Annotated in this window: 10 protein-coding genes; 1 reads left to right on the plus strand and 9 read right to left on the minus strand. The window is 72.9% G+C overall.

Annotated elements, in window-relative coordinates; genetic code table 11:
* Positions 1 to 19 precede the first annotated feature (19 nt).
* The 6 genes from lpdA to KQY30_RS26615 form a co-directional block, all read right to left on the minus strand.
* On the minus strand, positions 20 to 1,408 hold the full coding sequence (gene lpdA / locus KQY30_RS26590; RefSeq protein ID WP_217309012.1) for a dihydrolipoyl dehydrogenase: 1,389 nt from the start codon (positions 1,406 to 1,408) through the stop codon (positions 20 to 22).
* Positions 1,409 to 1,807: 399 nt separating this feature from the next.
* A complete protein-coding gene (locus KQY30_RS26595; RefSeq protein ID WP_217309013.1) occupies positions 1,808 to 3,352 on the minus strand; it encodes a leucyl aminopeptidase in 1,545 nt (514 codons plus the stop codon).
* Positions 3,353 to 3,513: 161 nt separating this feature from the next.
* Complete coding sequence (locus KQY30_RS26600) at positions 3,514 to 4,269, minus strand: adenosylcobinamide-GDP ribazoletransferase (protein WP_254407697.1); 756 nt, start codon at positions 4,267 to 4,269, stop codon at positions 3,514 to 3,516.
* A 135-nt stretch (positions 4,270 to 4,404) separates the two neighbouring features.
* The gene (locus KQY30_RS26605; RefSeq protein WP_217309015.1) at positions 4,405 to 6,180 is read right to left on the minus strand and encodes a phosphatidylglycerol lysyltransferase domain-containing protein; all 1,776 of its coding nucleotides are present in this window, start codon (positions 6,178 to 6,180) and stop codon (positions 4,405 to 4,407) included.
* A gap of 86 nt (positions 6,181 to 6,266) precedes the next feature.
* On the minus strand, positions 6,267 to 7,370 hold the full coding sequence (locus tag KQY30_RS26610) for a nicotinate-nucleotide--dimethylbenzimidazole phosphoribosyltransferase (protein WP_217311340.1): 1,104 nt from the start codon (positions 7,368 to 7,370) through the stop codon (positions 6,267 to 6,269).
* A 138-nt stretch (positions 7,371 to 7,508) separates the two neighbouring features.
* Complete coding sequence (locus KQY30_RS26615; RefSeq protein ID WP_217309016.1) at positions 7,509 to 8,717, minus strand: bifunctional adenosylcobinamide kinase/adenosylcobinamide-phosphate guanylyltransferase; 1,209 nt, start codon at positions 8,715 to 8,717, stop codon at positions 7,509 to 7,511.
* Between the two features lie 92 nt (positions 8,718 to 8,809).
* On the opposite strand from KQY30_RS26615, the gene KQY30_RS26620 reads away from it, so the two are divergent.
* Positions 8,810 to 9,019 carry a hypothetical protein gene (locus KQY30_RS26620; RefSeq protein ID WP_217309017.1) on the plus strand — a complete coding sequence of 70 codons (210 nt, stop codon included), beginning with the start codon at positions 8,810 to 8,812 and terminating at the stop codon, positions 9,017 to 9,019.
* Between the two features lie 223 nt (positions 9,020 to 9,242).
* On the opposite strand, the gene KQY30_RS26625 is transcribed toward KQY30_RS26620, so the two are convergent.
* From KQY30_RS26625 to KQY30_RS26635, 3 genes are all read right to left on the minus strand, one after another.
* A complete protein-coding gene (locus KQY30_RS26625; RefSeq protein ID WP_217309018.1) occupies positions 9,243 to 10,331 on the minus strand; it encodes a S1C family serine protease in 1,089 nt (362 codons plus the stop codon).
* A 196-nt stretch (positions 10,332 to 10,527) separates the two neighbouring features.
* Entirely contained in the window at positions 10,528 to 12,237 is a 1,710-nt protein-coding gene (locus KQY30_RS26630; protein WP_254407698.1) for an ABC transporter ATP-binding protein, read from the minus strand.
* A 225-nt stretch (positions 12,238 to 12,462) separates the two neighbouring features.
* Entirely contained in the window at positions 12,463 to 13,197 is a 735-nt protein-coding gene (locus KQY30_RS26635; protein WP_217309020.1) for a bifunctional 2-polyprenyl-6-hydroxyphenol methylase/3-demethylubiquinol 3-O-methyltransferase UbiG, read from the minus strand.
* Between the last annotated feature and the right edge of the window lie 15 nt (positions 13,198 to 13,212).

Here is a 13,212-nt window from a genome sequence, read left to right on the forward strand (position 1 = left end):
CGTCAGCGCCCGGACTGAATCAGTCGTGGGAGTGGAGGGGCTTGCCGGCGAGGGCGAGATGGGCCTCACCGAGCGCCTCGTTCTGGGTCGGGTGCGCGTGGATGAGCTGCGCGACCTCGGCAGGCAGAGCCTCCCAGTTGTAGATGAGCTGAGCTTCGCCGACCTGCTCGCCCATACGGTCACCCACCATATGGACACCGACCACGGATCCGTCCTTGACCTGGACGAGCTTGATCTCGCCCGCGGTCTTGAGGATCTTGCTCTTTCCGTTGCCCGCGAGGTTGTACTTGAGGGCGACGACCTTGTCCGCACCGTAGATCTCCTTGGCCCTGGCCTCGGTGATGCCCACGGAGGCGACCTCGGGGTGGCAGTAGGTCACCCGCGGCACACCGTCGTAGTCGATCGGTACGGTCTTGAGACCGGCCAGCCGCTCGGCCACGAGGATGCCCTCGGCGAAGCCGACGTGCGCGAGCTGGAGGGTCGGGACCAGGTCGCCGACGGCCGAGATGGTCTCCACGTTCGTCCGCATGTACTCGTCGACGAGGACATAGCCGCGGTCCATCGCGACGCCCTGCTCCTCGTACCCGAGCCCCTGCGAGACCGGGCCGCGGCCGATCGCGACCAGCAGCACCTCGGCCTCGAAGGCCTTGCCGTCGGCCAGCGTGACACGGACGCCGTCCTGGGTGTACTCGGCCTTCTCGAAGAACGTACCGAGGTTGAACTTGATACCGCGCTTGCGGAAGGCGCGCTCCAGGAGCTTGGAGCTGTTCTCGTCCTCGACCGGGACGAGATGCTTCAGGCCCTCGACCACGGTGACGTCCGTGCCGAAGGACTTCCACGCCGAGGCGAACTCGACGCCGATCACACCGCCGCCGAGGATGATCGCGGACTGCGGGACCCGGTTCAGCTTCAGGGCGTGGTCGGACGAGATGATCCGCTCGCCGTCGATCACCAGGCCCGGCAGCGACTTCGGCACGGAGCCGGTCGCGAGGAGGACGTGGCGGCCCTGGACGCGGCGGCCGTTCACATCCACGGAGGTGGGGGAGGACAGCCGGCCCTCGCCCTCGATGTAGGTCACCTTGCGGGAGGCGACCAGGCCCTGAAGGCCCTTGTAGAGGCCGGAGACGACCTCGTCCTTGTACTTGTGGACCCCCGCGATGTCGATGCCCTCGAAAGAGGTCTTGACACCGAACTGGTCGGCCTCGCGCGCCTGGTCGGCGATCTCGCCGGCGTGCAGCAGGGCCTTGGTGGGGATGCAGCCGTTGTGCAGGCAGGTGCCGCCCAGCTTGTTCTTCTCGATCAGGGCCACGTCCAGGCCGAGCTGCGCTCCGCGCAGGGCCGCGGCGTAACCACCGCTACCGCCGCCGAGGATCACTAGGTCGAAAACGGTGCTGGCGTCGTTCGCCACGTCACGTCCTCCATGCATGTGCGCCGGGCGCGGTCTCCATGACCGGGCGGCGGCTGGTGTTCGGCCGCTTCTCTTCGGCCCTGTGGTGGGGGCCCTGTCCTGCCGAGAACCCATCTTCGCACTTGTTCGGTGCCTGTGGGACGCGGGGCCGGTTACCCCTGCGTACAACCTCCCGCCCCGGACGCAGAACGCGCCGGGGCGGGACTGTATTCCAGCCGCCACAAGCCGTACCGGCCACGCACGGCCGCCCGGCGAGTGAGCCGAAGGGCGCCGGGCGCTGTCGAAAGGGAGAGCGCGCGCAGGCCCCGAGGTACGAGGGGGCGAGCACGGTCGACCGTCGACAGGGTCTTGAGGCGCCCGGAGGCGAACCGAGCCCTTAAAAAGAAGAGAGCCGAGCCCTTAAAAAGATTCAGCGAGCTTTACGAGCGTGCGGATCGCGGAGCCCGTGCCGCCCTTCGGGGTGTAGCCGTACGGCGCCCCCTCGTGGAAGGCCGGGCCCGCGATGTCCAGGTGGGCCCAGGTGATGCCCTCCGCGACGAACTCCTTCAGGAACAGTCCGGCGACCAGCCCGCCGCCCATCCGCTCGCCCATGTTCGCGATGTCGGCGGTCGGGGAGTCCATGCCCTTGCGCAGATCCGCCGGGAGCGGCATCGGCCAGGACGCCTCGCCCGCCTCCTCGGCCAGCTCGTGGATGGTCGTACGGAACGCGTCGTCGTTCGCCATGATCCCGAACGTACGGTTCCCCAGCGCCAGCACCATCGCGCCGGTCAGCGTCGCCACGTCCACGATCGCGTCCGGCTTCTCCTCGCAGGCGCGGGTCAGCGCGTCCGCCAGGACGAGCCGGCCCTCGGCGTCGGTGTTGAGGACCTCGACGGTCTTGCCGCTGTACATGCGCAGGACGTCACCGGGGCGGGTGGCCGAGCCGGACGGCATGTTCTCCGCCAGGGCCAGCCAGCCGGTGACATTGACGGTCAGGCCGAGCCGCGCGGCGGTGACCACGGCCGCGAACACCGCGGCGGCGCCGCTCATGTCGCACTTCATGGTCTCGTTGTGGCCGGCCGGCTTGAGCGAGATGCCGCCCGAGTCGTAGGTGATGCCCTTGCCGACGAGGGAGAGCGTCTTCTCCGCGTCGGGGTGCGTGTACGACAGCCTCACCAGGCGGGGCGGATTGGCCGAGCCCTGGCCGACGCCGAGGATGCCGCCGTAACCGCCCTTGGCGAGCGCCTTCTCGTCGAGGACCTGGACCTTGATGCCGTTCTCCTTGCCCGCGGCGGTGGCCACGGCGGCGAACGCCTCGGGGGTCAGATCGTTCGGCGGGGTGTTGACCAGGTCACGGGCGCGGTTGACCTCCTCGGTCAGCGCGATCGCGCGGTCCGCGGCGGCCTTGACCGCCTTGTCGCGCGACTTGGCACCGACCAGCAGGACCTCGCCGAGCGGCAGCTTCGGACCGTTCTCGGCCTTGCCGTTGCCGCCGTTCTTGCCGTTCTTCCCACCGCCGTTGTGCTCGCCGCCCTGGTACGCGAGGAAGGCGTACGCGCCGAGCAGCGCGCCCTCGGCGACCGCCTCGACCGCCTCGGCCGTCTCGACGGGCAGTGCGAACGCGGCCTTCTTGCGTCCCGAGAGCGCACGGGCGGCGGACCCGGCGGCGCGGCGCAGCGGCTCGGTGCCGTACGAGTCGTCCTTGCCCGGCACCGGGCCGAGCCCGACCGCGAGGACGACGGGGGCCTTCAGCCCGGAAGGCGAGGGGACTTTGGTCACCTCGCCCTCGGCGCCCGAGGCACCGAGGGTCTCCAGGACGCTGCCGAGCTTTCCGTCGAACGCCTTGTCCACGGCTTCGGCGCCCGGCGCCACGACCGGCCCCTTTGCGCCCTTCGCGACGCCGACGACGATCGCGTCGGCGCGCAGGGACGCCGCGCCGGAGGTGCTGAGAGTGAGAGCAGTCACGGTGGTGAAATCTCGCTTCCGTTGTGTTCATTGGCGGTCGAAGGGTGGGCCGACCGAGCCCGCCATATCGTATTTCGGCCCGAACAGCGGCGGGAACGAGCCTACGCTGAGTGATGGACGCTCTCGACGGGGGCCGTGGTTCACCCGTGCGTGGCCGCGTTTTAACCGAGTGACAGTACGACCAGGGCCGCCGTCGCCGCGGTCTCCGCGAGGGCGCCGAAGACATCGCCGGTGACCCCGCCGAAGCGCCGTACGCAATGCCGCAGGAGCAGGTGCGCCGCACCCAGGGCGGCCAGAACCGCCAGCGTGTGCCGTACGGAGCCGAGGATCCCGAAGAGTCCGCCGGCCGCCGCGCAGAGCGCCGTGACGACGACGGCCGCGAGGACGGCGGACCGTACCGGCACCGTGCCCGCGACCGCCGCGCCCAGTCCGTCGGGACGGGCCGGGGGCACGCCCGTACGGCAGGTGAGGGTGAGCGCGAGCCGGGCCGCCACCGCCGCCACGGCCACGGCCACCGCGCCGCGCGCCCAGCTCTCCCCGTACAGCCCGGACACCGCCGCGACCTGGGCCAGCAGGGTCAGCAGCAGCGTGATCACCCCGAACGGGCCGATGTCCGAGCGCTTCATGATCCGCAGCGCCTCCTCGGCGGGCCGGCCGCTGCCGAGGCCGTCGGCGGTGTCGGCGAGCCCGTCGAGATGCAGCCCGCGGGTGAGGACGGCGGGCACGGCGACGGTGGCCACGGCCGCGAGCAGCGGCGTCGCGCCCGCCAGGAGCAGCAGTCCGCCGAGGGCCGCCGAGGCCAGGCCGACGACCAGCCCCGCGGCCGGCGCGCCGAGCATCCCGGCGCGCGCGGCGGCCCGGTCCCAGCGGGTGACCCGGACGGGGAGGACGGTGAGGGTGCCGAAGGCGAACCGCATCCCGTCCACAAGAGCGCGGACGGCACCGGCCTGGGTGCGGGCGCCCGCGCCGTCGGCTCCGTCGGCCGGTATGCCGTCCGTACGATCCTGGGAGGTCATCGCGCGAGCGTAGCCCGGGTCCGGCCGGGCCCGGGGTCAGCGGGCGGACTCCAGCCGGCCGCGGCGCAGCCAGCGCGGGAGTCCGGGGGCCTCCAGGAAGCCTTCGGCGCGGCCCGCCGCGACACCGATGCGCGGCAGGTCGGCGCTCTTCTCGAAGAGCATGAAGCGCGGCTCCCAGATGGGCCGGTACTTGGCGTTGGCGCGGTACAGCGACTCGATCTGCCACCAGCGCGAGAAGAAGCTCAGCAGCGAACGCCACAGCCGGAGCACCGGGCCCGCGCCCAGCTTCCCGCCGCGCTCGAACACCGACCGGAACATCGCGAAGTTCAGTGAGAGCTGAGTGATCCCGATCTCCCCGGCGCGCTGGAGGAGTTGGATGACCATGAACTCCATCAGACCGTTCTCGCTGTCGCGGTCGCGGCGCATCAGATCGAGCGAGAGTCCCTTGGGGCCCCACGGTACGAAACTCAGCACGGCGCGCAGCCGCCCGTCGTGCCCGCCCGGTTCGCCGAGCCAGCATTCGAGCATCACACAGCGGCCGTCGCCCGGGTCGCCGAGCCGGCCGAGGGCCATGGAGAAGCCGCGCTCGGTGGCGCCGTCGCGCCAGTCCTCGGCGCGGCGCAGCAGTTCCGCCATCTCCTCGGCGGGGATGTCCTCGTGACGCCGGATCCGGACCTGGTAGCCGGCCCGCGCGACCCGGTTGTACGCCTGGCGCACGGTCCGCATCGCCCGGCCCTCCAGGGCGAAGTCGGCCGTTTCGACGATCGCCTCGTCGCCCAGCTCCAGCGCGTCGAGTCCGTACCGGGCGTAGATGGTGCCCGCTTCCTCGCCCGCGCCCATGACCGCCGGGATCCAGCCGTGTTCGCGGGCCTCTGCGAGCCAGGGCACGATCGCGCCGGGCCAGGCCTCCGGGTCGCCGATCGGATCGCCGGAGGCCAGTGAGACGCCGCCGACGACCCGGTAGGTGATGGCGGCCTTGCCGGTCGGGGACCATACGACGCTCTTCTCGCGGCGCAGCGCGAAATAGCCCAGGGAGTCGCGCTCGCCGTACCGGTCGAGCAGCAGCCGCAGCCGCGCCTCGTCCTCGGGGGTGAGCGGATCGACGGCGCGTGTCGAGCGGAACGCCGCGTACAGCACGGCGAGCAGCAGCAGGGTCGACAGGACGTTGATGGTGACATTGGCCCAGCCGGGGGTGGCGATGCCCGGATAGCGGGCGTCGTCCGCGGTCAGGGAGACCAGCCGGGTCGCTCCGTACCGCCAGCGCTCGGCGAAGGTCGAGCCGCCGGGGGCGGTGTTGGTGACGGTGACGAGCAGCGCGGCCAGCAGCGAGGTGACGAGCAGTCCGCCGGCGGCCACGGCCGCGGCCAGCCTGGGATTGGACCGGTCGCCCTTCGCGTAGAACTCCCGCCGGCCGAGTACCAGCGCGCCGACGAAGGCGGCGGTCAGGGCGATGGAGATCCAGTTCTGCGGATAGCGCCTGATCTCCGGGAAGGCCATGCCGAAGGCGAACAGCACCAGGAAGAGCCCGGACAGTACGAGATTGAGGATCCAGGCGGCGCGCTTGCGGCGGCGCATGGTGACGGCGAGGAAGAGGGTGAACGCGCCGGAGGCGAAGCCCGCGGTGAGGAGATACGGGGTGAAGTAGTCGTCGGTGTTGTGGCGCCGCAGATCCTGGCCGAGGGAGACCCAGACGGCGCTGAGGAAGTTGACGAAGGTGACGGCGCGCAGGTACCAGACGGCGGACACCGCGGCGCGCTGCGAGCGGTCGCCGCCTCGGCTCGATCGATCGGGGGCCAAACGGACTTCTCCCATAAAAACGATCATATGGGGCAGTTGTCGTCCATGGGATGGCTGAGGCCGCCGTCAGTGGCGGCGGCCTCCGTCGATGTGCCGGTGCCTCAGCCGGCGGCGCTGTCCTCGGTCCTGACGGTCTCTCCGGAGTCGAGGCTCTCCTCGGCGGGCTTCGGCTCGCGCTCCGGCAGCTCGGCCGCGAGGGCGGCGGCGGCCTGGACGAGCGGCAGCGCGAGCAGCGCGCCCGCGCCCTCGCCCACCGTGACGCCCTGGTCCAGCAGCGGCACCAGCGCCATCCGGTCCAGCGCCTTCGCCTGCGCGGGCTCCCCGGTCGCCTGCCCGGCCAGCCACCAGTCGGGGGCGCGGAACGCGGCCCGCTGTCCGACCAGCGCGCAGGCCGCCGACACCAGACCGTCCAGGATCACCGGCGTCCGCCGTACCGCGCACTGGAGCAGAAAGCCCGTCATCGCGGCCAGATCCGCGCCGCCCACGGTCGCCAGCAGCTCCAACTGGTCGCCGAGCACGGGCCGGGCGCGGCGCAGCGCGTCCCGGATCGCCGCGCACTTGCGCATCCACGCCAGGTCGTCGATACCGGCGCCGCCCCGGCCGGTGACGACGGACGCGTCCGTGCCGCACAGCGCGGCGACCAGGGTGGACGCGGGGGTGGTGCCGCCGACGCTGAGATCGCCCAGGACGATCAGATCCGTGCCGGAGTCCGCCTCCTCGTCGGCGATCGCCATCCCCAGCCGTACGGCCTGCTCGGCCTCCTCGACGGTCAGCGCGTCCTCGATGTCGATCCGCCCGCTGCCGCGGCGGATCCGGTGGCGCCCGATGTCCTCGGGCAGCAGCGCCGGATCGCAGTCGAGCCCGGCGTCCACGATCCGTACCGGTACGCCGGCGCGGCGGGCCAGGACGGCGACGGGGCTCGCGCCGTCCAGTACGTCGCGCACGAGCCGGTACGCGCCACCGGCCTGCCGGCCCGACACCCCGAGCCCCGCGACCCCGTGATCCCCCGCGAACAGCACGACCCGCGGCTGCCGTACGGCCTTGACCGGTACGGATCCCTGCGCGGCGGACAGCCACTCACCCAGCTCGTCCAGCCGCCCCAGCGCCCCCGCGGCCACGACGAGCCGCTCCCGCCGCTCTTCGGCGTCGCGCCGCGTCCCGCTGTCGGGCCGCTCGATCAGGTCGGAGAAGTCATCGAGATTCAGCACCTCTGAAGATTACCGGGGGCGCGCTGTCTTCCCGGGGCCCGCCCGGGGTGGGTGGTGCGGGCGGCGAAATCCAGCCCGTCCGGCGATTGAGGACGAAGCGGGCGGCGGACGCAACCGGCGCACATCCGCGCGCCCTTACCGCAGCGCGAGCACCTGGCCCGCGACCACCAGCAGGACCGACTCGCACTCGTCCCCCACCCCCGCGTTCAGCCGCCCCAGTTCGTCCCTGAAACGGCGGCCCGACGCCGTCGCCGGGACCACGCCCGAACCCGTCTCGTTCGTGACCAGCACCACCGTCCGCCGTGTCTCGCGCACAGCGGTCACCAGTTCCCGTGTGCGCTTGCGGAGCGCGTCCGAGCCGCCCGCCGCCCACGCCGCGTCGTCCCACGCGTTCACGCGGTCCATCGCGTCGGTGAGCCAGAGGGACAGGCAGTCGATGAGCAGCGGCGGGCCCTCGGACGCGAGCAGCGGGACGAGGTCGCAGGTTTCGGCGGTGGACCAGGAGGCGGGGCGGCGGTCGCGGTGGGCGCGGACGCGGGCCGCCCACTCCGCGTCGTCCTCGCGGCGCCCGCCCGTCGCCACGTACAGCACCCCCGGGAACGTCGCCAGCCGTCGTTCCGCCTCCCACGACTTGCCGGAGCGCGCCCCGCCCGTGACCAGGGTGCGCCGGGGCACCTCGGGGCCCGGCCGGTACGCGCCGACCGTCAGCGTCGTACCGTCCGGGACCGCCCGCGCCCCCGCCGCCGCGAGCCGCCGGTCCAGTTCGGCGCCGGGCGGCACGTCGTGGTCGAGATGGACCGCGACGACATCGGTCGTGGGACCGACCGCCCCCGCCGCCCGCAGCCGCGCCACCGCGTCCGGCCGGCCGACGACATCCGCGGCGACCACGTCGTAAGGGGCGGGCGCCGTGAGGCCGTCGGTGGAGAGCCCGGCCGGCGCGCCGCCCGGCGGGAGGTGGAGCAGCCGGTCGCCGCCGGGTCCTGTCACCTCGTACCCCGTGCCCGGCGCGTCCATCGCCAGCGCCCGCACCCGGTGCCCGCTGAGCAGTGTCAGCACCCGTCCGTCCGCGACCCGCCCCGCCGGGGGCAGTCCGGCGGGCAGTTCGACCGCGGGGCCGTCGTGCGGATGGGTGAGCAGGACCTGCCGTACGCCCGCGAGCGAGTGCCCGGCGCGGGCCGCGGCGAGCGCGGCGCCCGGGGTCAGGTCCAGCAGCAGCACCCCGTCCACCAGCAGCGAGGTCGCCGCCCGCGCCCGGTCACCGCGAGCGGACGCGCAGGCGGCGCAGGGGCAGTGCGGGCGGGGGAGCCCGGCGGGGGCACCGGTGCCGAGCAGAGTCAGTTCCACGGGGTGATCCTCCCGTGTCACCGCCGAGGGTGCGCGCCCGGCTACGCTGCGGGCAGGAAATCGATCAGTTCCGCGGGAACCGGGAGGCGCATATGGCGTGGACGTGGCGGTTCGAGAAGGCCGACGGTACGGAGGTCCCGCCTGCGGTGGAGCCGGAGGAGTTCTCCACGCAGGGCGACGCCGAGTCGTGGGTCGGCGAGGCGTGGAAGGAGCTGCTGGACGGCGGCGCCGAGCAGGTCTCGCTGTACGAGGACGGCAGCAAGATCTACGGCCCCATGAGCCTGCGCGCCAACGAGGCCTGAACGAGAGCCGACCGCACACGCGACAGCGCCCGCGCCCGGATGACCGATCGGGGCGCGGGCGCTCTCCCGCCCGGCGCGGGCCGCGAAATCCAGCCCGTCCGGCGTTTGAGGACGGACCCCCGCCCCGGCGCCGGGTGCGCAATCGGTGCCGCCCGGCACAGCCAGCCCGTCCGGCGCTTGAGGACACGGCACGGCAGCCCGACCGGCCACCGAGGGGCGCTCCCTACATCTCCCCCAGCGTCACCTCCGTCGTCTTCGTTCCGCCCGACCGGACATACGTCACCTTCACCTTCTGGCCCGGCTTGTGCGGAGCCAGCGCCTCGGACAGTGATGTGATCGTGGTGATCCCGGTGCTGTCGACCTTGACGATGATGTCGCCCGCCTTGATCCCCGCGCGGTCGGCCGCGCCGCCCTTCGTCACCTTGACCACCGCGACGCCCGCGGGCTGGAAACCGGCGCCCAGGACCGTACGGCCCGTGATGCCCAGGGCCGCCCGGCCCGAGTCGGTGACCCGGCCGTGCTTGATGATCTGGTCGGCGACCGTCTTCACCATCGAGGCGGGGATCGCGAAGCCGATACCGGGCGCGGCACTGTTGCCGAGCTGCGGGTCCGTCGCCGCCAGGGTCGGGATGCCGATGACCTGGCTGTCCAGATTGACCAGCGCGCCCCCGCTGTTGCCCGGGTTGATCGCCGCCGACGTCTGCACCATGTCGGCGATGGTGGCGCCGGTCCCGCCGCCCGCCGCGCTCTCGCTGACGGTCCGTCCGACCGCCGAGACGATGCCCTGGGTGACACTGCCCGACAGACCCAGCGGAGAGCCCATGGCCAGCACGATCTGACCCACCGCCACCTTCGACGTGTCGCCGAACGTCGCCGCCCTCAACTCGCCCGGGACCGTGTCGAGCTTGATGACCGCGAGGTCCTGCTGCGGAAAGCTGGAGACCAGCTTCGCCCCCAACTGCCGTTCGCTGTTGGCGACCGTGACCGCGAACGTCCGCTGTCTGCCGATCACATGGGCGTTGGTGACGATATGGCCCTTGTCGTCGTAGACGACGCCCGAGCCCAGACTGTTCCCCGCGTCGATCTGTACGACCGACGGCAGTACGTCCTTGATGACGGCCTCGTACTCGCTCTGGAGGCTGTTGGCGGAACGCTGAACGGCGGCGGGCCGGGGCGTGGCGCTGGGCTGGGGACCGGGGCCCGGGCCCGCGGCGGCGCCGGCGCAGCCGCCCGCCAGGACGGCCGCGCAGACCACGGAGGTCAGGGGCGGCAGCAGCCGGCGCGGGCGCCCGCGGCGAAGGGAAGCATTCATGCCCGGAGTATCCCTTTCGCCCTGTTGATGCGGCGGGTGATACGCCGCCGATCAGGCGGTACGGGCGAGGGCACGCCCTGATCGGCGGACACCCCGGAAAGAGTCCGGGCCCGTCAAGTGCTCACGCCGCCGGCCCGGCCCGGCCCGGTCCGAGGGCTCAAGCCGCCGGCGCGGCGCGGCCCGGGCCCCGGTCCCCTCACCGCGCCGCCGTCAGGAACTGGGTCGCCGCCAGCTCCCCGTACAGCGGGTCCTTCGCCACCAGTTCCTCGTGCGTGCCCACCGCCCGTACCCGGCCCGCGTCCATCACCACGATCCGGTCCGCCAGCGTCACCGTCGACAGCCGGTGCGCCACCACCAGCACCGTCACCTCACGGGCCGCCTCCGCCACCGCGTCCCGCAGCGCCAGCTCATTGACCGCGTCGAGCTGCGAGGTCGCCTCGTCCAGAAGCAGCAGCCGCGGTTTGCGCAGCAGCGCCCGGGCGATCGCCACCCGCTGCCGCTCGCCGCCCGACAGCTTGGAGCCGCGGTGGCCGACCAGGGTTTCGAGACCGTCCGGCAGCCGCTCCACGAGACCGTCCAGCCTGGCCCGTACGAGCACCTTCCGTATCTCCTCGTCCGAGGCGTCCGGCGCGGCGAAGACCAGATTCTCGCGGAGTGTCCCGGCCAGTACGGGCGCGTCCTGCTCGACATAGCCGATCGCCGCGCGCAGCCCGGTCAGCGGCCAGTCCCGTACATCCCGGCCGTCGATCAGGACCCGGCCGCCGGTCGCCTCGTAGAACCGCTCGATCAGCCCGAAGACCGTGGTCTTGCCCGCGCCGGACGGGCCGACGAAGGCCGTCATCCCGGGGCCCGGCACCTCGAAGGTGACACCGTGGTGGACATACGGGAGATCGTCGCGGTAGCGGAAGGTGACGTCCTCGAAGGTCACGGTCGCGGGACCGCGGCCCCCGACGGCTGCCGGCTCCGCGGGCTCCAGCGTCTCCGTCTCCAGCCGCTCCGCCTCCGCGATCCGGGCTATCGCCGCCGACCCCACCTGGTACTGCGTGACCGCCGTCACCAGCTTCGACACCGGGTCGATCAGGAAGAACAGATACAGCAGGAACGCGACCAGCGTGGAGACCGCGATGGCCCCGGAGGCCACCCGTGCCCCGCCGATCCCCAGCACCGCCAGGAACGACACCTGGACCGCGAGGCCGACCGAAGTCCCGGCCACCGACTGCCACTTGGCGGACCGTACGCCATGCCGCCAGGCCTCCTGCGCCGCGGCCGCCACCACGGCAGTCTCCCGCTCCTCCGCGCCCGACGCCTTGACCGTGCGGAACGCTCCGAAGGCCCGCTCCAGCACGGTGGATATCTCGCCGACCGCCTCCTGCGACTGCCGTGTCGCCCGCGCGATGTGGGGCATCACCAGGGCCACCGCGCCGCCGATCAGCACGATCACCCCGAGCGTGACCCCGAGCAGCACCGGATCCAGCAGACCCATCAGTACGACGGTCGCCACGAAGGCGAGACCGCCGGTGGCCGCCGAGACGATCGACTGGGTCGTCACCGCGCGCAGCAGGGTGGTGTCCGAGGTGACCCGGGACATCAGATCGCCCGGCTGGGTCCGCTCCACCTCGGGCAGCCGCAGCCGCAGCAGCCGCCCGATCAGGGTGCGGCGGGCGGCGAGGACGACGGACTCGGCGGTCCGCTCCAGGAGGTACGAGGCGACCGCCTCGATCGCCGTACCGGCCAGCACCAGACCGGTGAGAAGCAGCAGGATCCCGGTGACCGAGCCGTCCTCGCCGAGCCGGTCGACCAGGGACTTGGCGGCGAGCGGCTGGGCCAGTCCGCTCGCGGTGCCGATCAGCGCGAGGAATCCGCCGAGGGCGACGGTGGAGCGGTGCGGCCGGAAATGCCGGTACAGCGCCCGCCAGGTCTCCCTCGCGGAAAGACTCTCCGCCGTACCGTCCTTCGCCCTGTCCTTCGCCGTGCCGGGGCGCGGCTCCCGCTCTTCGCCGGCTCTGCCGCCGCGCTGCGTGGTCCGGGCCTCACGCCGCGTGCTCTGGGTGTCACTCACTTCCATGAGGACGCGGCCCGGGCCCGATCACCTGACTCGGCGGCCATGCTCTCTCAGCCGCCGCGCGGTCGCTCAGCCGCGGACTCCGCAGAGATGAAGCAGCGCGGCGACCCGGCGGTACGGTTCCGTGCGCCCCGCGCGGTCCTCCGCGGCCAGCAGCCGGTCCAGGTCGTCACCGTCCGGTGGTTCCGTACCGTCCGCCGCCCCGTCCGTGAAGACCCGCACCCCGTACCAGGCGTGCAGCGGCGCCGCGATCCCCGCCAGGGTCGCGGTCAGCCGGTCCAGCCGGTCCGCGCGCACCCGCAGTCCCAGCCGGTTGGTGTACGTACCGGCCTCGAAGGCGTCCAGCGCCCCGGCCCAGTCCCCGGCCAGCCCGGGCCGCAGGGCGAGGGCGTCCCCGTTCCGTACGAGCAGCGAGAGCAGCCCGCCCGGTGCCAGCACCCGGGCCAGACCCGCCAGCAGAGCGTCCGGCTCGTTCACGTACATCAGCACACCGTGGCAGAGCACCACGTCGAAGCTGCCCGGCAGGAAATGGACGCCGGTCTCCAGACCGTCGCCCTCGATCAGCCGGACCCGCTCCTGGATGCCCGCGGGCTCGTCGGCCAGCGCCTCCCGGGCCATGGCGAGCATGCCCGCGTCGGGCTCCAGGCCGGTCACCGAGTGCCCCGCGCGCGCCAGCCGCAGGGCCTGCGTGCCCTGCCCCACACCGACATCGAGGACACGCAGCCGCCGCCCCACCGGGAAGCGCCCGGCTATCTGCTCGTCGAGCTGCCGCGCGACCAGCTCCTGCCGTACGACGTTGCGCACGCCGCCGAGCCCGGC

The sequence above is a fragment of the Streptomyces sp. GMY02 genome, from assembly GCF_019056675.1.
GTDB classification, from domain to species: Bacteria; Actinomycetota; Actinomycetes; order Streptomycetales; family Streptomycetaceae; genus Streptomyces; species Streptomyces odonnellii.